Origin of the sequence: Massilia niastensis DSM 21313 (assembly GCF_000382345.1) — a bacterium.
GTDB lineage: Bacteria > Pseudomonadota > Gammaproteobacteria > Burkholderiales > Burkholderiaceae_D > Telluria > Telluria niastensis.
Window position 1 is genome coordinate 122,695 of sequence record NZ_KB908078.1, and the last position, 17,970, is coordinate 140,664.

The following is a 17,970-nucleotide window of genomic DNA, read 5'->3' on the forward strand; positions in this document are numbered from 1 at the left end:
CCGCATTCAATCATGAGACGCACCCTTCATGTGGGTGCGGAGGCAGCATGTGCAAGTACGCCGTTCAGGCGTTCGCGCGGCGCAGCCTCAGCAGGCCTTCGGCAGTCTGGACGGCGCGCAACTCGTCATAGTCGGGCACGTCGGTGGCGCTGGTATCCAGCGGCTGGTGGTGGGTGGCGGTGACGACGATGCTGTCCATGCCGGCCGCTTGCGCCGCCTGCAGGCCGGCCAGGGTGTCTTCGAACACCAGGCAGTCTTGCGGGCGCATGCCCAGCTTCTCCGCGCCCAGCAGGAAGGGATCGGGCGCCGGCTTGCCGCGTGCGACGTCCTCGGCGGCGACCAGCACCGCCGGCAGCGGCAGCCCGGCGGCGGCGATGCGCGCTTCGGCCAGCGCGCGCGGGGCCGAGGTGACGATGGCCCAGCGTTGCGGCGGCAGGCTGTCGAGGAAGGCGGCGACGCCGGCGATCGCTTCGATGCCGGCCACGTCCTCGACCTCGGCCAGCGTGATGCGGCGCGCTTCCAGTACCGGATCGACTCCGGGCAGCCCGAGGTTGCGGATGGTGTCCTCGGTGCGCTTGCCGTGGATGGTGGGCAGGAAGGCTTCGACGTCGAGCCCGTGGCTGCGGGCCCAGGCGCTCCAGACGCGCTCGGCGGCAATGATCGAGGTCAGGATGGTTCCATCCATGTCGAACAGGAAAGCCGCATACGCGCGGTCGGGCAGGGGAGGCTGGATCACGAAGGTCTCTTCGACGCGTTGAGAAAAAGCCGCCGGGCCAGCCGGCGGCCTGGGGGGAGGCTTACTGTGCCGCCAGCTGGGCGCGCACGCGGGCGATCGCCGCGCGCACCTGGTTCGGCGCGGTGCCGCCGATGTGGTCGCGCGCCGCCACCGAGCCTTCCAGGGTCAGCACGGCGAACACGTCCTGCTCGATCAGCGGCGAGAATTCGCGCAGCTTGTCGAGCGACATCTCGGACAGGTCGCACTTCGCGACGTCGCAGGCGCGCACCGCGTGGGCCACGGCTTCGTGGGCGTCGCGGAAGGGCAGGCCCTTCTTGACCAGGTAGTCGGCCAGGTCGGTCGCGGTCGCGTAGCCCTGCAGCGCGGCGGCGCGCATGTTCTCGGCCTTGACCGTGATGCCGGCGGCCATGTCGGTGAAGATGCGCAAGGTGTCGGTCACGGTGTCGATGGTGTCGAACAGCGGTTCCTTGTCTTCCTGGTTGTCCTTGTTGTAGGCCAGCGGCTGGCCTTTCATCAGGGTCAGCAGGCCGGTCAGGTGACCGTAGACGCGGCCGGTCTTGCCACGCGCCAATTCCGGCACGTCAGGATTCTTTTTCTGCGGCATGATCGACGAGCCGGTGCAGAAGCGGTCGGCGATGTCGATGAAGCCGATGCGCGGGCTGATCCACATGACCAGCTCTTCCGACATGCGCGAGATGTGCATCATGAGTATCGAGGCGGCGGCGGTGAACTCGATCGCGAAATCGCGGTCGGACACGGCGTCGAGCGAGTTGTGGCAGACGTCCTCGAAGCCGAGCGTCTTCGCCACCCGCAGGCGGTCGATCCGGAAGGTGGTGCCGGCCAGCGCCGCGGCGCCCAGCGGCAGGCGGTTCACGCGGCGGCGCGCATCCTGCATGCGCTCGGCGTCGCGGCCGAACATCTCGACATAGGCCAGCATGTGGTGGCCGAAGGTGATCGGCTGGGCCACCTGCAGGTGGGTGAAGCCCGGCATGATGGTGTCGGCATGGCGCTCGGCCAGGTCGGTCAGGGCGCCGCGCAGGCCGGCCAGCAGGGCCAGGATGTCGTCGATGGCGGCGCGCACGTACAGGCGGATGTCGGTCGCCACCTGGTCGTTGCGCGAACGGCCGGTGTGCAGGCGCTTGCCGGCGTCGCCGACCAGTTCGGTCAGGCGCTTTTCGATGTTCAGGTGCACGTCTTCCAGGTCGAGCAGCCATTCGAAGCTGCCGGCCTCGATCTCGGCGCTGATCTGGGCCATGCCGCGCTCGATCTCGGCGCGGTCCTGTTCGCTGATGATGCCTTGCGCGGCCAGCATGTCGGCGTGGGCCAGCGAGCCCTGGATGTCGAACGCGGCCAGGCGCTTGTCGAAGAAGACGGAGGCGGTATAGCGTTTGACGAGATCGGAGACCGGTTCGGTGAAGCGCGCCGACCAGGCTTCGGCTTTCTTGGAGAATTGTGCAGTCATGGTGGGGATTTTCAGTTGGGTATCCACCGATTATAAACCGCCTGCCGCCGCACCCTGGCTGTGCGCCGGATGACAAGCTACCCAAAATGGGTCATCATGTGCCGCATGCTTCACTAAATGACAATAATAAGGGGAAGTCGATGAGACAATCCGTCCGCACCGCCCTGGCGGCTGTGCTGGCCGCAGGTGCATTCGCACCTGCAACGACATTTGCACAACCAGGGGCGCCGGGCGTCGCTGCGCCGGCCGTGCCCGCGGCGCCTGCGGCGCCTGCACTGCCCGCGATGCCCTCGGCGCCCGCTCTTCCTGCGCTAGCTGCTTCCCCGACAAGGCCCCCGGCTTCCGCCGTCCCGGCGGCGCGGCCGGCCGACGTGGCATCGATCGACGCCATCGTCGGCGCCCTGTACCAGGTCATTTCGGGCGCCGCCGGCGCGCCGCGCGACTGGGACCGGATGCGTTCCCTGTTCACGCCGGAGGGCCGGATGATGGCGCTCGGCGCGCGTCCCGACGGCGGTATCGTCATGCGCCCCATGAGCGTCGACGACTACATCGCCCGCAACAGCAGGAACTTTGCCACCATGGGCTTCTTCGAGACCGAACTGGCGCGCACCACCGACAGTTTCGGCCAGATCGCCCATGTCTTCAGCACCTACGAGGCGCGTCACGCGCCAGGCGACGCGACGCCATTCATGCGCGGGATCAACACCATCCAGCTCGTCCACGACGGCAAGCGCTGGTATGTGTTGAGCCTGGCATGGCGGGCCGAAGACGCGGCACTTCCCCTTCCGGAGCGCTACCTGCAAAGCCGCTGACCGCGGCCGCAATCGAACTTATGACAATTGCAATCGGCGCTAGAATGATTTTTTTGCAGATTGATGAGTTCCATGATTACGAACGATTCCAGCTTCCAGGTCAGCACTGACCAGACCAGGCTCGACATCCCGCTGATCTACCGCTTCCTGAGCGAGCAGTCCACCTGGGCCATCGGCATTTCCCGTCCGGTCGTCGAACGCGCGATCGAGAATTCGCTGTGCTTCGGCGGCTTCCTCGACGGCCGCCAGATCGCGTTCGCACGCGTGATCACCGACTACGCCACGTTCGCCAACCTGGTGGACGTGTTCGTCGTGCCCGAGTACCGCGGGAACGGCTACGGCAAGCAGTTGATCGGCGTGGTGCTGCGCCATCCGAGCCTGCAGAAACTGCGCCGCTTCATGCTCGCCACCACCGATGCGCACGGCATGTTCGAGCGCTTCGGCTTTACCTCGCTGCAACAGCCGGAGACCCTGATGGAGCGCTATTTCCCGAACATTTATTTGTCCTGAGCATACTCAACACGGCGACGCAAGTCTGCAATCAGGCTTACGATAGGGGTAACCGAAGGGACGCCGTATGCTTCAGTTTCTTGTCCGCGCCTGGCTCGCCTTGGTGTTGATGGCGAGTATCATCAGCCTGGCTGCCGAGCCGCGGCAGCCGAGAGGCTCGCTCGTCATCATTGGCGGCGCCTTGCGCGCGGACAACGCGGCAGTCTGGGAGCGCATGGTCCAGCTGGCGGGCGGCAAGGGGGCGCGCATTGCGGTGTTCGCCTCGGCCTCGGCCAATCCCGAGCGGGCCGGCAGGTTCCTGGTCGAGCGTTTCAACCACTATGGCGCCAAGGCATTCTTCGTGCCCGTCGCCGTTCGCCTGAGCAACACCGACTACACCATCGCCGCCGAGGATCCGGCGCTGGCGGCCGCGGTCCGCAGCGCCGGCGGCGCCTATTTCGCGGGCGGCGACCAGGGACGCATCACGCGCGCGCTGCGCCGTCCCGACGGCAGCAATACGCGCGTCCTCGACGCCTTGTGGGAGATGTACCGGCGCGGCGGCATGATCGCCGGTTCCAGCGCCGGCGCGGCCATCATGAGCAGCACCATGTTCGGCTATCCCAAGCCGGTGCTGGCGACCCTCAAGCTCGGCCTGGGCGACGAGGACGAGATCGCCCCGGGACTGGGCTTCATCGGCGAGGACGTGTTCGTCGACCAGCACCTGCTGGTGCGCGGACGCTTCGCGCGCATGCTGCCGGCCATGCTCAAGAAGGGCTACAAGATCGGGCTCGGGATCGACGAGAACACCGCCATGGTGGTCGGCCCGGACCGCGACGTCGAGGTGATCGGCTACCGGGGCGCGCTGCTGGTGGACCTGACCGAGGCCAGGACCAACGACGGCGTGTTCAACGTCACCAACGCGCGCCTCAGCTATCTCGACAACGGCGACCGCTTCAACCTGGTCAGCCGCGTGTTCACGCCAGCGCTCGACAAGGCCGACGGCAAGGTCGACCCGGGCAAGCCCTATTACCGCGAACCGCTGTTCTCGGCCGACATCCTCGGCAACAGCACCGTGGTCGACCTGATGGCCAAGCTGATCGACAGCGACCAGCCCGAAGCCATCGGGCTGTCGCTCGACAGCCCGAACGGCGTGCAGCCCGACCTCGGCTTCGAGTTCAAGCTCACCCGCACCAACGACAGCGTCGGCTACATGTCCTCGCTGAGCGAGGCCTATTCGGTCTACAACGTGCGGCTCGACATCCGGCCGATCGTGGTGCAGCGGCCGCTCTACCAGTACAAATAGCCACGCGCAGGCGCATCCGCAACGCGGGATTGCCGCATCGGTGAGGTAAGGCACTGTGAACCGGCGCCGGCCTGGCCATGCTGCAGTCATGACAAAAGGCTTCTCAAGAAACAAGCTGTATGCCATGCAGCGCATGTCCATCGCACTCAGGAGGGCAGCGGCCGCCAGGCCGTTCGGCGCCGAGACCGACCGTGCGCTGCGCTGGGCCGCGGCGTGGGGCATGTGTGCGGGAATCCGTACCCCGCACACCCGGCTGCGGCTGCGGCGCGACACGCTGCTTGGCGTGAGCGCCTGATACGGGCGATCATTCGCAGCGGCCGTGCAGGCGCTCGGCCAGTATGCGCGCCTGCGCATCCACCAGCGGACAGGCAGGCCGGCCTTGCCCCGCATGGGCTTGGCAGGCTTACAATGTCGCGATTCGACATCAAGACAGGAATTGCGATGCGCCGTCTCCCGCTCCAGCTGTTCACCGCCGCGCTCATGCTCGGCGCCGCCGCTGCCCATGCCGCCCAGCCCCAGACCATCCGCGTGGACTACACCCACAGCGGCAACGCCCTGAGCGACCAGTACGCGATCGAGCGCGTCGTGGTCGAGCCGCTGCCGTGGCCGGGCCACCCGGCGAAGAACCTCGACGACACCAACCGCGGCCAGAACCGGGTGGAGGTGGTCGATGCGAAGACCGGCGACCTGCTGTACTCGCGCGGCTTCTCGACCATCTTCGGCGAGTGGAGCACCACCGAGGAGGCGGGCAAGATCAGCCGCAGCTTCCAGGAGTCGGTGCGCTTTCCGAAACCCGACCGCCCGGTGCGGGTGCGCATCCTCGAGCGCGACGAGCGCAACGAGTTCTCGGTCGCCTGGAGCATCGAAGTCGATGCCGATGCCCAGGACGTGGTGAAGAGCCAGCCGCCGGCCCCGGCCAGGCCGGTGCCGATCCAGGTCAGCGGACCGTCGCCCGGCAAGGTCGACCTCCTGATCCTGGGCGACGGCTATACCCAGGCCGAGATGAAGAAGTTCGAGGCGGACGCGCGCCGCCTGTCGCAGCACCTGTTCTCGGTCTCGCCGTTCCGCGAGCGCGCCAAAGACTTCAACGTCTGGGCCATGGCGGTGCCGACCGCGAAGTCCGGCATCACGCGCCCCTCCACCGGCGTGCACAACCCGTCCGCGCTGGGCACCCGCTACGACATCTTCGGCAGCGAGCGCTATGTGCTCACCCTGGACAACCGCGCGCTGCGCGACATCGCCCAGCATGCGCCGTATGAATTCATCGAGATCCTGGTGAACAACGATACCTATGGCGGTGGCGGCATCTTCGGCCAGTTCAGCACCGCCGCCGCCGGCAACGCCTGGGCCGACTACCTGTTCGTGCACGAATTCGGCCACCACTTCGCCGGGCTGGCCGACGAGTACTACACCTCGCCGGTCGCCTACCAGGCCGCCAGCGGCCGCAAGGAACCGTGGGAGCCGAACGCCACCGCGCTGCGCGACCCGGCCAAGCTGAAATGGAAGCGCCACGTGAAGGAGGGCACGCCGTTGCCGACGCCCTGGCCGAAGGCCGAGTACGAGGAAACCTCGCGCGCCTACCAGAAGCGGCGCGCGGCGCTGCGCGCGGCCGGACGTCCGGAATCCGAGATGAACGCGCTGTTCCGCGAGGATCTGGAGCGCACCAATGCGCTGTTAGCGAAGCACCCGCACCGCCACGCGGTCGGGGCCTTCGAGGGCGCCAACTACGAGGCCAGCGGCTACTACCGTCCGGCGATGCAATGCCTGATGTTCGACCGCAGCGAGAAGTTCTGCCCGGTGTGCCAGGACGGCATCAGCGAGATCATCGACCTGTATGCGGGGCCTGCCGGCCGGTAATCTTTGCTTACAACTTGGCTCGGCCTTTGTGGGATGCCTAACAGACCCGGGCAGTGGGAGCACCTATTCTGGAACCGTTGTTAAACAAAAACTATTGCGAAGACGAATCGATCCTCGCAGTGACCACCAGAAAGGAAGCAACCATGAACAAGCTGATCGCAACCCTCATCGCAGGCCTGCTGGCTACCGGCGCTCACGCGCAAACCACCGCCACCACCACCGTCGATACCGGTGTCGTGAAAGCCGAAGCCAAGGCCGAGAAGAACATCGCCAAGGCGGAAGCGAAGGAAGTCAAGGCGGCCGCCAAGGCCAACGAGAAAGTGAGCAAGGCAGTGGCCGACGCCAACGAGACCAAGGCCAAGGCGCACTCGAAGCTGGTCGAATCGCATGCCGACGCGGCCGAGAAGGTGGCCAAGTCCGATCCGGAAGACCGCGCCAAGGCGGTCGCCAAGGGCGAGGAGAAGCTTGCCGACGCCAACCTGAAGGCCGAGAAGAAGATGATCAAGGCCGACGAGAAGCTGCTGAAGACCCAGGTCGACGTGGCTGCCGACCAGGCTCGCGCCGCGGCCAAGACCGAGCAGGTGCGCGCCGAAGCGACGGCCGAGGTGCACAAGGCGGCGGCCAAGCACTAAGCCTTGATCGCTGCATGAAAAAACGCCGGCATTTGCCGGCGTTTTTGTTTTATCCGGCTTTCGCCGCGTCGGCCTCGGTGGCCCGCATCGCCAGGTCCTGCGCCTTCAGGCGCGCCGACAGCGGCTTGCCCTTGCGCGCGCGCTTGCCGAAGTGCGGCTCCAGGCTGGAAGCGAACAGCTCGACCACGCGGGCCTTCGCGCCGGCCCAGGTGCCGTGCACGTTCAGGCCTTTCTGGCTGATCGGCTGCGCGGCCAGCATGGTTTCCTTCGGTTCCAGCTCCATCAGGATCACGCCGCGGCCGCCATTCGTCAGCACCTTCATCTCGTCGATGCCGAACACCAGCACGCGGCCCTTCTCGGACAGGCAGGCGATCGCACCCGCGCTGTCGAGCACGACCCGTGGCGGCAGCGGGACGGCGCCGTCGTTGAGCGTGATGAAGGACTTGCCGCCCTTCAGGCGGCTGACCATGTCGCCCGCCTTGGTGATGAAGCCGAAGCCGTCGGAGGTCGACAGCAGCAGGCGCGTGTCCGGGTTGCCGGCGAAGTAGTGCAGGATGCGCACGCCGCCCGACAGGTCGACCAGGGTCGTGATCGGCACGCCGTCGCCGCGCGCGCCCGGCAGCGCCGCCACCGGCACCGAATAGGCCTTGCCGTTGTCGCCGATGCCCAGCAGGGTGTCGACGGTGCGGCATTCGAAGGCGCGGTACAGCGAGTCGCCGGCCTTGAAGCTGAACTGCGCCGGATCGTGGCCGATGCCGGTGCGCGCGCGCACCCAGCCCTTCTCGGAAACGATCACGGTGACCGGTTCGTCGATGATCTTCTGCTCGGCCACGGCCTTCTGCGCTTCCTCGATCAGGGTGCGGCGGTCGTCGCCGAACTGCTTGGCGTCGGCCTCGATCTCCCTGATGATCACGCGCTTCATGGTGGACGGGTTGTCCAGGATGTCCTGCAGCTTTTCCTTCTCGGAGCGCAGCTCGGCCAGCTCCTGCTGGATCTTGATCGCTTCCAGGCGCGCCAGCTGGCGCAGGCGGATCTCGAGGATGTCCTCGGCCTGGCGCTCGGACAGGCGGAATGCCTCGATCAGCGCGGCCTTCGGCTCGTCCGAGTTGCGGATGATCGCGATCACTTTGTCGATGTTGAGCAGGACGGTCTCGCGGCCTTCCAGGATGTGGATGCGGTCATTGACCTTGCCCAGCCTGAATTCGGTGCGGCGGCGCACGGTGACGAAGCGGTAGTCGATCCACTCCTGCAGGATCGAACCCAGGCCCTTCTGGCGCGGGCGGCCGTCGCCGCCGATCATCACCAGGTTGATCGGGGCCGAGCTCTCCAGCGAGGTGTGGGCGAGCAGCATCAGCATGAACTCGGTCTGGTCCTGGTTCTTCGACTTCGGCTCGAACACCAGGCGCACCGGCGCCTCGCGGCCCGATTCGTCGCGCACGGTGTCGAGCGCGCCCAGGATGGTCTGCTTGAGCGCCAGCTGTTCCGGCAGCAGCGCCTTCTTGCCCACCTTGACCTTCGGGTTGGTCAGTTCCTCGATCTCTTCCAGCACGCGCTGGGCCGAGGCGCCGGGCGGCAGCTCGTGGACCACGGCCTGCCACTGGCCGCGCGCCAGTTCCTCGATCTTCCAGCGCGCGCGCACCTTCATCGAGCCGCGGCCGTTCGTGTACATGTCGGCGATCTGCGAGGGCGGGGTGATGATCTGGCCGCCGCCCGGGAAGTCCGGACCCGGCACCATGGTCATCAGCTCGGCGTGGGTGATCTTCGGATTGCGGATCATCGCCACCGCCGCCTGCGCCACTTCGCGCAGGTTGTGCGACGGGATCTCGGTGGCCAGGCCGACCGCGATGCCCGAGGCGCCGTTGAGCAGCACCATCGGCAGGCGCGCCGGCAGCGAGCGCGGTTCGGTGGTCGAGCCGTCGTAGTTCGGCTGGGAGTCGACCGTGCCCATGTCGATCTCGTCGAGCAGCAGGCGCGAGATCGGGGTCAGGCGGGCTTCGGTGTAGCGCATCGCCGCGGCGCCGTCGCCGTCGCGCGAGCCGAAGTTGCCCTGGCCGTCGATCAGCGGGTAGCGCAGCGAGAAGTCCTGCGCCATGCGCACCAGCGCGTCGTACACCGACTGGTCGCCGTGCGGGTGCAGTTTGCCCAGCACGTCGCCGACCACGGCGGCGGATTTGCGCGGCTTGGCGGTCGGGCCCAGGCCCAGCTCGTGCATTGCGTACAGGATGCGGCGCTGCACCGGCTTCTGGCCGTCGGTCACGTCCGGCAGCGCGCGGCCCTTGACGACCGATACCGCGTAGTCGAGATAGGCGCGCTCGGCGAAGGTGGAGAGGGTGAGCGTCTCGATGTCGTCCGAGGGCTCGTGTTGTTGTTCGAAAAGGCTTGCTTGCGTCATAGTTGTTTGGTGTTGTTCGGGCGCTGGTTGGACGCGTGGACAGCACAGCTGTCCACCCTACGAGCGTTCGCGCTCACGTCCAAGGGGTCAGATATCGGCTTCCGTTTCGTTCCCGTGTTCCTCGATCCAGGCGCGGCGGGCGGCGGCTTCGCCTTTGCCCATCAGCATATTGAAGCGCGATGCCGATTCGGCCAGGTTGTACTGGCCGAACGATACCGGCAGCAGGCGGCGGGTGTCCGGGTTCATGGTGGTTTCCCACAGCTGTTCGGCGTTCATCTCGCCCAGGCCCTTGAAGCGCGAGATGCTCCACACGCCTTCCTTCAGGCCTTCCTTCTTCAGCTTGTCCTCGATCGCCAGCAGTTCGCCGTCATCCAGCGCGTACAGCTTCTGGATCGGCTTCTTGCCGCGCGCCGGCACGTCCACGCGGTACAGGGGCGGACGCGCGACGCAGATGTTCCCGTTGCGGAACAGGGCAGGGAAGTGCTTGAAGAACAGCGTCAGGAGCAGGACCTGGATGTGCGAACCGTCCACGTCCGCATCCGACAGGATGCAGATCTTCCCGTAGCGCAGGCTCGACAGGTCGGGATGGTCGTCCGCGCCGTGCGGGTCGACGCCGATCGCCACCGCGATGTCGTGGATCTCGTTGTTCGCGAACAGGCGGTCGCGGTCGGTCTCCCAGGAGTTCAGCACCTTGCCGCGCAGCGGCAGGATGGCCTGGAATTCCTTGTCGCGGCCCATCTTGGCCGAACCGCCCGCCGAGTCGCCCTCGACCAGGAACAGTTCGTTGCGCGTGATGTCGCTCGATTCGCAGTCGGTCAGCTTGCCCGGCAGGACCGCCACGCCCGACGACTTCTTCTTCTCGACCTTCTGCAGCGAACGCAGGCGCGACTGGGCCTGCTTGATCACCAGTTCGGCCAGCTTGCGGCCGTATTCGACGTGCTGGTTCAGCCACAGCTCGAGCGGCGGCCGGGTGAAGGTCGACACCAGTTTCACCGCATCGCGCGAGTTCAGGCGTTCCTTGGTCTGGCCCTGGAACTGCGGGTCCAGCACCTTGGCCGACAGCACGAAGGAAACACGGGCGAACACGTCCTCGGGCAGCAGCTTGACGCCCTTCGGCAGCAGCGAGTGCATCTCGACGAAGCTCTTCACGGCGCCGAACAGGCCGTCGCGCAGGCCGGCTTCATGGGTGCCGCCGCTCACGGTCGGGATCAGGTTGACGTAGGATTCGCGCACCACGGCGCCTTCCTCGGTCCAGGCCACCACCCAGGCCGCGCCTTCGCCCTCGGCGAAGCCTTCGTCTCCCTGGGCCGCGTACTGCGCGCCTTCGAACAGCGGGATCAGGGTCTGGCCGTTCGAGGCCTGGTTCAGCGCCTCGGTCAGGTAGCCGCGCAGGCCTTCGTCGTAGCGCCAGGTCTGGACGTCGCCGGTCTTGGCATGGGTGAGCGTGACGGTCACGCCCGGCAGCAGCACCGCCTTCGAGCGCAGCAGGCGCTGCAGCTCGGCCATCGGGATGTTCGGGGAGTCGAAATACTTCCCGTCCGGCCAGGCGGTGACGCGGGTGCCGTTCTTCTTGCCGCCGCGCTCAAGCGGGGCGGAGCTCAGCGGTTCGATCACGTCGCCGTCGGCAAAGGTCAGGCGGTGCACGCCGTTGCCTTGCTCGTCCTTGCGCCAGACCGTGATCTCGAGGCGCTTCGACAGGGCGTTGGTCACCGACACGCCGACGCCGTGCAGGCCGCCCGAGAAGGCGTAGGCGCCGCCCGAGCCCTTGTCGAACTTGCCGCCCGCATGCAGGCGCGTAAAGACGATCTCGACCGTGGAGACGCCTTCTTCCGGGTGCAGGCCGACGGGAATGCCGCGGCCGTCGTCCTCGACGGTGATCGAGCCATCGAGGTTGATCGTCACGCCGATGTTCCTGCAGTGGCCGCCGAGCGCCTCGTCCGAGGCGTTGTCGATCACTTCCTGGATGATGTGGAGCGGATTTTCGGTCCGGGTATACATGCCCGGACGCTGTTTCACAGGTTCGAGTCCCTTCAGGACGCGGATGGATGATTCGCTGTAATCGGTGGAGGGTTTCTTAGAGGCCATGCTATTGTTTGTTTATCGAATGCCTGCGCATTCTATCTTGTCGGGCAGAAAAGTTGATCTTTTCGCGGGGGAGGCAATCGTGCTTGCCACTTTGCACACTTGTGCTAGATTAAATTGGATTACGACCGGCACATGCCAGGGGAGGCGGCACGATGCACGTACCCAGACATCCATTCACCGTACGCCTGGTCGGGTTCGAACCAGATGAGAGCACGCAACTGGAAGCCCTGCTTGCGCGGGCCCCGGTTGCGGGACCGTCGTATTCTTGCCTGCACGACGACAGTTTGCAAGAGCCCGATCTATATATTGCAAATGGCGACAGTTCGGCCGCGCTCAAGCGGCTGGGCTGCGTTCCGCCCAGCAGTTTGCAGCCCGCGCTGGTCATCGGCGGCGGGGATGCCAGCGCCCGTCCGACCATGGCGCGCCCGATCGAGCCCAAGCGCCTGTTCGACGAACTGGCCGAGCTGCTCGATATGCGGGTGCAGGCGCTGGCGGAGCTGAACGCGCGCGGCGAGCGGCTCCTGGCCGAGCGGCGGCGCCATCCGCGTCTCGCGCCGGATACCGAAAAGCCCGAATTCTACGATCGCCTGCGTCATGGTCCATCAGATGGGGGCGTACTCATCATTGACAAGGAGTGCACTTTCCGCGATCACGTGGCGCGCGTGCTCGGCAGGCGCAAGTTGCCCGTCGAGTGGACCGACAGCTTGCGCGCCGCCATGCGCCTGTGCGACGAGACGCCCGTCTCGCTGGTCATGATCAACACCTCGGCGGTGGGCGTCGATCCCTACTGGCTGTGCAGCTCGATCAAGTCCCAGGGCGGGGCGGGGCGCACGGCGGTGCTGTTCCTGGTCGAGTCGTCCTTTCAATACGACAGCGTCCGCGCCAGGGATGCCGGGGTGCGCGGCCTGCTCGACAAGCCGGTGGCGGGGCGGCACCTGATGATGACCTTCCAGAAGCTGCTGGATCTGCCCGTCTAGTCCGCCGGCGGCGTGTCAACGGCGGGTCCTCATCAAGCGTTGACCAATGCATCAGCCTTTAGTCCCTTGATGAACGCCTTTGCAACAAGCCCGTATCGTGCGCGGCCGAAGCAAGGCTATATTGATATCCATGGCGGAAAACGAACCCAAGCAACCCGAGGAGCCTGCCGGCCCTCCCACCGAGAAGAGTCCCGACACCCCGGTCCGCGTTCCCGACCGGCGCGCCACCGACACACCTGCGCGTGGCGCCCGCGCCCGCTACCAGCGCGACGGCGATACCCCGATGGCGCTGGCCGGCCGGGTCATCACCTCGCGTTTCCGCGCCTTGCGCGACCGTTTCAGCCGCGACTTCATGCAGCGCACGCTGCACATCGGCGTCTCCGCCCGCATCTTCCACCCGGAATCGGGCGCCAAGGGTTTGCTCAGCAAGAATCTCCAGTACCTCGAGGAGTCGATCGCCCAGTGGGTGATGTCGCGCGACGTGCTGGTCTTCATGATCCCGACCGTGAACACCAGCGGCCTGCTGCACCCGAGTAACATCACCCTGCGCCACTACGCGCGCCACCTCGACGGCCTGGTGCTGCAGGGCGGGGCGGACGTGGCGCCGCAGACCTATTCCGAAACCCCGACCCGTCCCGAGTGGGGCGGCGACCGTGCGCGCGACGTGTACGAACTGGAACTGCTGCACGAGTTCGTGGACGCCGGCAAGCCGGTGCTGGGCGTGTGCCGCGGTTGCCAGCTGATCAATGTGGCCTTCGGCGGCACCCTGTACCAGGACGTGGCCACGAATGTGCCGCAGGCCAGGGCCCACGTGCACGACCTGTACGACGCCCACCGCCACGACATCGTGTTCCCGCAAGGTTCTTCGCTGGCGCGCATGTTTCCTCAGGTAAATCGCGCGGTGGTGAACTCGATCCACCACCAGGCGGTCAAGGAACTCGGGCGCGATATCCGGGTCGAAGCTTATTCCGATCCCGACGGCATCGTCGAGGCGATCCGCTACGAGCGCGCCGACTTCGTGATGGGCCTGCAATGGCACCCGGAATTCCACCGTGCCGGCGGGGTCGACTTGCTCGACTGTACGCCCGTGCTGGACGAGTTCCTGCGCGCGGCCCGTGAAACACGGCTGTAGTCATGCAATAAGATTGTCTTATCGAAAACCCTTCGAAAACGCTTGCTTTCATTTATCGCCCGGACAATAATTGGAATGAGAATGATTCTCATTTACGAGAAGGCAACCGTTTATCAGAGAGGCTTGCATGAACATTTCCTTCGCAGACGACGCACTGCCTCCGGCGCAGCCCGGACGCAGCCAGGACGTGCTGCTGGTCGCATCCCTGCTGCACCTGATGTCGCACTACACCGCCCGCGGCGAGGGCGAGCCGCCCTGCGTCAAGCTGGCCTCCGTGATCGAGCGCCACCTGTGCGCGCTGTCGCGCCTGCCAGAGATCGATCCGGTCCTGCGCGCCACCTGCGAGCAGCTGGCCGAACAGTGGGCCGGGATGGTCGATGCCAGGCTGCCGCCAGCCAGGCAGCCGCTGCTGGCGCGCTTCATGAAAGGGGCGTGGCCCGGCAAGGCGGCCGCGGTCGCGGGCTGAACCCTCCCTGATGCGCCCCTGGCCGCCGTACTACGGCGCCATGCGGCGCTCGCCCCGGAAGCGTGCGATGGCGGCGTTGACCATGCTTTCCACGCTGCCGTCGCGCTCGAAGTAGCGGCGCAGCAGGGTCGCATCGCTGCCCTCGTTCACGGCCGCGTTCAGGTGGCGCAGGGCGTCCACGCTGCCCAGCGCCTCCGCATGCGGCAGCATCTTCTCCAGGGTCGCCAGGATGTCTTCGCGCAGCGGGATGTTCTCGTAGGTCTTCGGATGGGTGATGGTGCCCTCCAGGCCGAAGCGGCAGGCCTGGAAGCGGTTGTAGTTGTAGACCAGGTAATCGTCCTCCACCGGCGCTTCCTCGCCGCGCGCCAGCAGGTGGCGGCACAGCGCCTGCAGGTAGCCGGCCAGCGCCGCCGCGCGCTCCACCGTCAGCGGGGTGTCGCAGACCCGCAGCTCGATGGTGCCGTATTCGGGCTTGGGCCGCAGGTCCCAGTAGAAGTCCTTCATGCTCTTGATGACGCCGGTGCGTTCCATCTTGGCGAAGAACACCTCGTTGAATTCGGCCCAGGACAGCACGAAGGGCGCGCGCCCGCTCATCGGGAAGGCGAACACCGAATTCAGGCGCGCCGATTCGAACAGGCTGTCATGCCCCTGCACGAAGGGCGAGGAGGCCGACAGCGCGATGAAGTGCGGGATGTAGCGTCCCAGCGCATGCAGCAGGTAGAGCGCGTCGTCGCCGCTGGCGCAGCCGATGTGCACGTGCTGGCCGAACACCGTGAACTGCTTGGCCAGGTAGCCGTACAGCTGCGACAGGTATTCGTAGCGCGGCTTGGCCGAGATCTTCTGGTCCGACCAGTGCTGGAACGGATGGGTGCCGCCGCCGGCGATGCCGATGTTGAGCGTGTCGCTGGCCGTCACCAGGGTGTCGCGGATCTCGAGCAGTTCCGCCAGCAGCGGCGCGTAGGCGGTCTGGACGCTCGAGTTAATCTCGATCATGCTCTCGGTGATCTCGGGCGTCACGTTGCCCGGGAAGGGCTTGCGGTTCAGCAGGTGCAGCAGGTCGGGACTGGCCGCGGTCAGGTTGAAGTCCGACAGGTCGATCAGCTGCAGTTCGAGCTCGACCCCGAAGGTCAGCGGCTGCGACGTGGCAAAGGGTTCAAGCGGCATTGGCGGTCTCCGGTGCTTCGCGCGCCCAGATGAGCGCGCGCTGGATGATGATCGGGCCGAACACTTCGAGCAGCATCGTCACCGCCGCCATCGAGCGCAGTTCCTCGACCACGTGCACGCCCGCATGGCGCGCATGCTCGAGCAGCAGGATCACGAACACCGCCAGCGGCGCCAGCCCGAGGCCGGTCAGCATGCCCTTGCGCCACGAGATGCCCGACAGCTGGGAGAGCGCCATCACGCCGGCCGTCTTGGTCACCAGGCGCACCAGCACCACGGCGATCGCCAGTGCGCTGCCCTCGGCCACGGTGAGCCAGTTGATGGTGGAGGCGGCGTATACGAACAGCAGCACGGTGAGCACTTCGCCGAGCGCGCCGAAATTGCGCTGCGCCTGGCTGAAGGCGATGCGCCGGTGGCGCGCGGCCAGCCCGAAGGCCAGCGAGGCCACCACCGGCGACAGGCTGGCGCTGTCGCAGATCGCGACCAGCAGGATCACGGCCAGGGAAAAGGGCACGGTGGCGTCCTGGCCGGGATGGCCGATGGCGCGCAGCAGCGCCGGCACCACCACGCCGAACAGGGCGCCGGCGAGCATCGAGCCGGCCAGCATCACCAGGCTTTGCCAGATCGCCTCGCCGACCGCCTCGTAGGTGCGGAAGATCCAGAAGCCGATGATGGCGTTGAACGCGAACACCGCCAGCACGCAGTTCTGGGCCGACAGGTGCAGCACCCGTTCGGTCACCTGGCCGGAGCTGCGCTGTTCGTTGATGACGCGCACCACGGTGGCGGGCGAGGTCGCCATCGACAGCGCCGCCATCAGCAGCGCCGTCATCCGGGCCGTGCCGAAGGCGGTGGCGACCAGGTACACGGCGATGAAGGTCAGGCCGGCCTCGACCAGGCCGGCGACGCCGATCCAGGGATTGTTGACCAGCCAGCGCAGGTTGATGCGGTAGCCCAGTTCGAACAGCACCAGGCCGAAGGCGATATTGGCCAGCAGCGCGACCGGCCCGGCGTCCGGCGCGGGCAGGACCCCGATCTGGGTGCTGCCGAGCATGAACCCGGCCAGGCCGTAGAAGCTGATGCGCGGCAGGCCGGTCCAGCGTTGCCCGAATTCGCCCGCCAGCCAGGCGATCGCGATCGCGAACGGCCATGCAAGACTTGTCAACACGGACAGCAGGTCTGGCATTAAGTCCCCCTCGAGAAAGGCAAGCAGTGGTCAGTCATCATTGACACTTTCTTTGCCGATTCTACAAGAGACTCCGTGCGCACGATTCGCGCGCACTTCCCGTAGGAATCGTCCTATTTGCTGAGGAGACGCATTGCCCGTTCCAGGCCTTCCAGGGTGACCGGAAACATGCGGTTATTCATGATCTGGCGGATCACGGCGATCGATTGCCGGTACTCCCACAGGCTTTCCGGCTCGGGGTTGAGCCAGGCGAACTTGGGGAAGTGGCTGACGAAGCGCGCCAGCCATTCGGCGCCCGCTTCCTCGTTGTTGTACTCGACCGAGCCGCCCGGCGCCAGCACCTCGTAGGGACTCATGGTGGCGTCGCCCACAAAAATCAGGCGGGTGTCGGACGGATACTTGCGCAGCACGTCCCAGGTCGGGAAGCGCTCGCTGTGGCGGCGCCGGTTGTTCTTCCACAGGTAGTCGTAGACGCAGTTGTGGAAATAATAGAACTCCATGTTCTTGAACTCGGTCCTGGCCGCCGAGAACAGCTCTTCGGTGCGTTCGATGTGGTCGTCCATCGTGCCGCCGACGTCGAGCAGCATCACCACCTTGATCCGGTTCCTGCGTTCGGGCTGCATGCGGATGTCGAGGTAGCCCGCATTGCTGGCGGTGGCGCGGATGGTGTCGTCCAGCGCCAGCTCCTCGGCCGCGCCCTGGCGCGCGAAGCGCCGCAGGCGGCGCAGCGCGACCTTGATGTTGCGCGTGCCGAGTTCGCGCTCGTCGTCGTAGTCGCGGTAGCTGCGCTGGTCCCAGACCTTGACCGCGCTGCGGTTGCGGCTTTGTCCGCCGATGCGGATGCCTTCCGGGTTGGCGCCGCTGTTGCCGAACGGGGAGGTGCCGCCGGTGCCGATCCACTTGTTGCCGCCTTCGTGGCGGCCTTTCTGTTCCTTCAGCAGTTCTTCCAGGCGCTGCTGCAGCTTGTCGTAGCCGAGCTTCTCGAGCTGGGCCTTCTGTTCCGGCGTCAGCTCGCGCTCGAAGCGCTTGAGCAGCCACTCGAGCGGAATCTCGGCCTGCTCGTCGAACACCGCGTCCACGCCCTTGAAATAGGCGCCGAAGGCGCGGTCGAACCGGTCGAAGTGCGCCTCGTCCTTCACCAGGGTGAGGCGCGCGAGGTAGTAGAACTCGTCGAGCGAAGGCGCGATCACCTGTTCCTGCAGGGCTTCGAGCAGGGTCAGGAACTCCTTGATCGTGACCGGGACCCTGGCCTCGCGCAGCGCGTAGAAGAAATCGATCAGCAT

16 protein-coding genes are annotated in these 17,970 nt (G+C 66.4%); 9 read left to right on the forward strand and 7 right to left on the reverse strand.

The annotated features are described in order from the left end of the window. Positions 1-64 precede the first annotated feature (64 nt). Positions 65-736 (reverse strand): HAD-IA family hydrolase, encoded by a 672-nt coding sequence (locus H162_RS0102895; protein ID WP_020651942.1) that lies wholly within the window; start codon positions 734-736, stop codon positions 65-67. A 61-nt stretch (positions 737-797) separates the two neighbouring features. Continuing rightward, positions 798-2,198, reverse strand: a complete 1,401-nt coding sequence (gene argH / locus H162_RS0102900; RefSeq protein ID WP_020651943.1) for an argininosuccinate lyase — start codon at positions 2,196-2,198, stop codon at positions 798-800. Between the two features lie 140 nt (positions 2,199-2,338). Between argH and H162_RS29970 the strand changes: the two genes are divergently transcribed. From H162_RS29970 to H162_RS0102930, 6 genes are all read left to right on the forward strand, one after another. Further along, positions 2,339-3,010, forward strand: coding sequence for a hypothetical protein (locus tag H162_RS29970; protein ID WP_211223677.1), 672 nt, complete (start codon positions 2,339-2,341; stop codon positions 3,008-3,010). 72 nt (positions 3,011-3,082) lie between these two features. Further along, a complete protein-coding gene (locus H162_RS0102910; protein WP_020651945.1) occupies positions 3,083-3,520 on the forward strand; it encodes a GNAT family N-acetyltransferase in 438 nt (145 codons plus the stop codon). A 109-nt stretch (positions 3,521-3,629) separates the two neighbouring features. Beyond that, entirely contained in the window at positions 3,630-4,802 is a 1,173-nt protein-coding gene (locus tag H162_RS0102915; RefSeq protein ID WP_020651946.1) for a cyanophycinase, read from the forward strand. 88 nt (positions 4,803-4,890) lie between these two features. Further along, entirely contained in the window at positions 4,891-5,097 is a 207-nt protein-coding gene (locus tag H162_RS33885) for a hypothetical protein (protein WP_026354152.1), read from the forward strand. 146 nt (positions 5,098-5,243) lie between these two features. Next, positions 5,244-6,659: an IgA Peptidase M64 gene (locus H162_RS0102925; RefSeq protein ID WP_020651948.1), complete on the forward strand. Its 1,416-nt coding sequence runs from the start codon at positions 5,244-5,246 to the stop codon at positions 6,657-6,659. A gap of 143 nt (positions 6,660-6,802) precedes the next feature. Next, positions 6,803-7,291, forward strand: a complete 489-nt coding sequence (locus H162_RS0102930) for a hypothetical protein (protein WP_020651949.1) — start codon at positions 6,803-6,805, stop codon at positions 7,289-7,291. Between the two features lie 49 nt (positions 7,292-7,340). On the opposite strand, the gene parC is transcribed toward H162_RS0102930, so the two are convergent. Next, positions 7,341-9,683, reverse strand: coding sequence for a DNA topoisomerase IV subunit A (parC, locus tag H162_RS0102935; protein WP_020651950.1), 2,343 nt, complete (start codon positions 9,681-9,683; stop codon positions 7,341-7,343). Positions 9,684-9,770: 87 nt separating this feature from the next. Then, complete coding sequence (locus H162_RS0102940; RefSeq protein ID WP_026354153.1) at positions 9,771-11,768, reverse strand: DNA topoisomerase IV subunit B; 1,998 nt, start codon at positions 11,766-11,768, stop codon at positions 9,771-9,773. 152 nt (positions 11,769-11,920) lie between these two features. Between H162_RS0102940 and H162_RS0102945 the strand changes: the two genes are divergently transcribed. The 3 genes from H162_RS0102945 (at position 11,921) to H162_RS0102955 (ending at position 14,343) form a co-directional block, all read left to right on the forward strand. Beyond that, on the forward strand, positions 11,921-12,745 hold the full coding sequence (locus tag H162_RS0102945) for a response regulator (protein WP_026354154.1): 825 nt from the start codon (positions 11,921-11,923) through the stop codon (positions 12,743-12,745). 130 nt (positions 12,746-12,875) lie between these two features. Then, entirely contained in the window at positions 12,876-13,877 is a 1,002-nt protein-coding gene (locus H162_RS0102950) for a gamma-glutamyl-gamma-aminobutyrate hydrolase (protein ID WP_020651953.1), read from the forward strand. A 127-nt stretch (positions 13,878-14,004) separates the two neighbouring features. Then, entirely contained in the window at positions 14,005-14,343 is a 339-nt protein-coding gene (locus H162_RS0102955; protein ID WP_020651954.1) for a hypothetical protein, read from the forward strand. A 30-nt stretch (positions 14,344-14,373) separates the two neighbouring features. Here H162_RS0102955 and H162_RS0102960 read toward each other — a convergent pair whose 3' ends face one another. The 3 genes from H162_RS0102960 to H162_RS0102970 form a co-directional block, all read right to left on the reverse strand. Continuing rightward, the gene (locus H162_RS0102960; RefSeq protein WP_020651955.1) at positions 14,374-15,507 is read right to left on the reverse strand and encodes a YbdK family carboxylate-amine ligase; all 1,134 of its coding nucleotides are present in this window, start codon (positions 15,505-15,507) and stop codon (positions 14,374-14,376) included. Then, positions 15,497-16,687 carry a cation:proton antiporter gene (locus tag H162_RS0102965; protein WP_020651956.1) on the reverse strand — a complete coding sequence of 397 codons (1,191 nt, stop codon included), beginning with the start codon at positions 16,685-16,687 and terminating at the stop codon, positions 15,497-15,499. The genes H162_RS0102960 and H162_RS0102965 overlap by 11 nt, the downstream gene beginning before the upstream one ends. Positions 16,688-16,800: 113 nt before the next feature. Then, positions 16,801-17,970, reverse strand: coding sequence for a vWA domain-containing protein (locus H162_RS0102970; RefSeq protein ID WP_020651957.1), 1,170 nt, complete (start codon positions 17,968-17,970; stop codon positions 16,801-16,803).

Coding starts and splice junctions, on each gene's coding strand:
- H162_RS0102950 (WP_020651953.1), top strand. CDS start 12,876: ATGGCGGAAAACGAACCCAAGCAACCCGAGGAGCCTGCCGGCCCTCCC.
- H162_RS0102925 (WP_020651948.1), top strand. CDS start 5,244: ATGCGCCGTCTCCCGCTCCAGCTGTTCACCGCCGCGCTCATGCTCGGC.
- H162_RS0102965 (WP_020651956.1), bottom strand. CDS start 16,687: ATGCCAGACCTGCTGTCCGTGTTGACAAGTCTTGCATGGCCGTTCGCG.
- H162_RS0102915 (WP_020651946.1), top strand. CDS start 3,630: ATGGCGAGTATCATCAGCCTGGCTGCCGAGCCGCGGCAGCCGAGAGGC.
- H162_RS0102960 (WP_020651955.1), bottom strand. CDS start 15,507: ATGCCGCTTGAACCCTTTGCCACGTCGCAGCCGCTGACCTTCGGGGTC.
- H162_RS0102945 (WP_026354154.1), top strand. CDS start 11,921: ATGCACGTACCCAGACATCCATTCACCGTACGCCTGGTCGGGTTCGAA.
- H162_RS29970 (WP_211223677.1), top strand. CDS start 2,339: ATGAGACAATCCGTCCGCACCGCCCTGGCGGCTGTGCTGGCCGCAGGT.
- H162_RS0102940 (WP_026354153.1), bottom strand. CDS start 11,768: ATGGCCTCTAAGAAACCCTCCACCGATTACAGCGAATCATCCATCCGC.
- H162_RS0102910 (WP_020651945.1), top strand. CDS start 3,083: ATGATTACGAACGATTCCAGCTTCCAGGTCAGCACTGACCAGACCAGG.
- parC (WP_020651950.1), bottom strand. CDS start 9,683: ATGACGCAAGCAAGCCTTTTCGAACAACAACACGAGCCCTCGGACGAC.
- argH (WP_020651943.1), bottom strand. CDS start 2,198: ATGACTGCACAATTCTCCAAGAAAGCCGAAGCCTGGTCGGCGCGCTTC.
- H162_RS0102930 (WP_020651949.1), top strand. CDS start 6,803: ATGAACAAGCTGATCGCAACCCTCATCGCAGGCCTGCTGGCTACCGGC.
- H162_RS0102955 (WP_020651954.1), top strand. CDS start 14,005: ATGAACATTTCCTTCGCAGACGACGCACTGCCTCCGGCGCAGCCCGGA.
- H162_RS0102970 (WP_020651957.1), bottom strand. CDS start 17,970: ATGCTGATCGATTTCTTCTACGCGCTGCGCGAGGCCAGGGTCCCGGTC.
- H162_RS33885 (WP_026354152.1), top strand. CDS start 4,891: ATGACAAAAGGCTTCTCAAGAAACAAGCTGTATGCCATGCAGCGCATG.